Annotated in this window: 2 protein-coding genes; one reads left to right on the top strand and one right to left on the bottom strand. The window is 72.3% G+C overall.

Going from position 1 to position 2,321, the window contains the following annotated elements; genetic code table 11:
• Positions 1 to 1,540: outer membrane protein assembly factor BamB family protein (locus ACRX5S_RS32205; RefSeq protein WP_436776710.1), on the top strand; the 1,540-nt coding region annotated here is incomplete at its 5' end.
• 106 nt (positions 1,541 to 1,646) lie between these two features.
• Here ACRX5S_RS32205 and ACRX5S_RS32210 read toward each other — a convergent pair.
• On the bottom strand, positions 1,647 to 2,321 hold a 675-nt coding region (locus ACRX5S_RS32210; RefSeq protein ID WP_436776711.1), incomplete at its 5' end, for an SDR family oxidoreductase.

Raw genomic sequence — 2,321 nt, forward strand, 5'->3', positions numbered from 1 at the left:
CGAGGCCGCCGACGCGGAGCGGAGCCTCGCCGAGGCGTGGACCGCAACGGGCATGGTCGACCCCGCGGACGCCGCCGAACTCGCCGGACGACTGGTGCTGCACGTCTCCGACTTCGTCTGGCGGCCCGACCCGGTCCACAGCTGGACCAACAACGGTCGGCACAGCCACCGCAATCCGATCGCGGGCTCGTGGTCGCCGGAGCACTTCGCCGTGTTCCGCGGATTTCTCGACGGCCTGCCCTCGGCCGACGCGCCTCCCCACGTCCCTTCCAGCCCCGACACCGACACCGATACCGACACCGACACCGACACCGACACCGACACCGACACCGACACCGACACCGACACCGACACCGACACCGACACCGACACCGCCACCGACACCGACACCGACACCGACACCGCGCAGGCGAACGTGACGACACGATGGCGGTACGACGCCGACGGCCCCGTCGACCCTGTCGTCACCCTGCACGGCGACCAGGTCTACTGCTTCACCGTCGCCGACGCGAAACTCCGCGCACTCGACGCCGCGACCGGCCGCGAGCACTGGTACACCGGCGTCATGTCACGCGGCTCCGGCCGCAACGCCGTGGCAGTATCCGACGGCACGGTCCTCTACGCCGGCGGCTCCGGCCGCCTCGACCTCGTGGCGTTCGCCGAACGCGCCTCGGGCGAGGCGGGAATCGGGTGGGTCCACGGCATCGACCCGGACAGGACGCGCTACGCCCCCTCCGGGGCGTACTGCGGCTGGGCCGACACCACCCCCGCGGTGGCCGACGGACGGGTGTTCGTCGCAGAGGAGGGGCTGTACGCATGGCAGTTGACTCCGTCGGGCCCGCAACACGCCTGGGTTGAGCGCCTTCCCGGCGTATCGACCCCGCGCAGCCGCCCTGTGGTGGTCGGGAACCGGGTGTACGTCCTCGTCGCGGAAGACCACCGCAACGTCGGGACCATACGGGGCTTCGGCGTCGCGACCGGCAGGCACGTACGCCATGGCGAGATCGAAGTGGTCGGCCCTGTCCAGGACTTGGCGGCCCACGGCGACACTCTGTTCGTGACCGCGGACGCCCTGACCGCGCTCGACGCCGAGACGGGGGCGGTCCGATGGACCGTCGGGACCGAGCGGCAGTGGTCCGGCGTGATCGGGGTGACCGACGAATGGGTGGTCGGCACCACCTGCCGCCTGTCGCCGACGACACGGGCCGCAGGCCCGGAGTGGCGGTACACCATGGTGGCCGTCGACCGGAAGCGCCGCGAGGTGGCCTGGACCTTCACGGCCCCCGGACGCCTCGCCTCGCGCGGCGTGGCCATCGACGGCGGGACGGCCTACTCGGTGGGCTACGACGACCACGACGCCACCCTCTACGCGGTCGACCTGACAAGCGGCGCACTCCGGTGGGAGTACCCGCTCGGCCGCTCCACCTGCCTGCCCGCCGCAGCCGACGGCACGGTCTACGTCTCGACCGCCGACGGTTCCCTGCTGGCACTCCGCGGCGAACATCCGCGGCCCCGGCCCGAGTTCAGCGTGTTCGCGTGACTTCGGCGGTGGCGTGGCCGCGTGGTCCCGGTCGCGGCATGACGGGTGCCGAGTGGCGATGCGACCGCGTGGCCGGCCGGCGGCCGTCGGACCGGCTGACGCGGCGTCACCAAGGGGACGGCGCGTAGTCCTTCAGGAAGCACGCGTACAGGTCCTCGCCCTGTTCGCCGCGGACGATCGGGTCGTAGACGCGTGCCGCGCCGTCGACGAGGTCGAGCGGGGCGTGGAACCCCTCGTCGGCCAGACGCATCTTCGTGGGGTGCGGCCGCTCGTCGGTGATCCAGCCGGTGTCGACCGCGGTCATGAGGATGCCGTCGGCGAGCATCTCCTGCGCGCTCGTGCGCGTCAGCATGTTGAGCGCGGCCTTCGCCATGTTGGTGTGCGGGTGGCCGGGGCCCTTGTAGCCGCGGCTGAACTGGCCTTCCATCGCCGAGACGTTCACGACGTACTTGCGGCGCGCGGGAGCCGCCGCCATGGCCGGGCGCAGGCGGCTCACCAGGATGAACGGGGCCGTCACGTTGCAGAGTTGCACTTCGAGCAGCTCGATCGGGTCGACCTCGTGGACGCGTTGCACCCAGCTGTTGGACGCGTCCAGGTCCGGGATCAGTCCGCCCGCGTCGATCGCCGTGCCCGCCTCGATGCGGGCCGGTGTCGCCGAGCCGCTGGTCAGCGCCAGGGCCGTGAGTGCGTGCGGGTCGAGGTCGGACGCCGGGGCAACCGCCGCCGCGGCGGCAGGCGGCAGCGCAGACGAAAGGACCACGTGCCCCGAGCCCCCGATGTG

Source organism: Yinghuangia sp. YIM S09857 (assembly GCF_051388915.1).
Taxonomy (GTDB): domain Bacteria; phylum Actinomycetota; class Actinomycetes; order Streptomycetales; family Streptomycetaceae; genus Yinghuangia.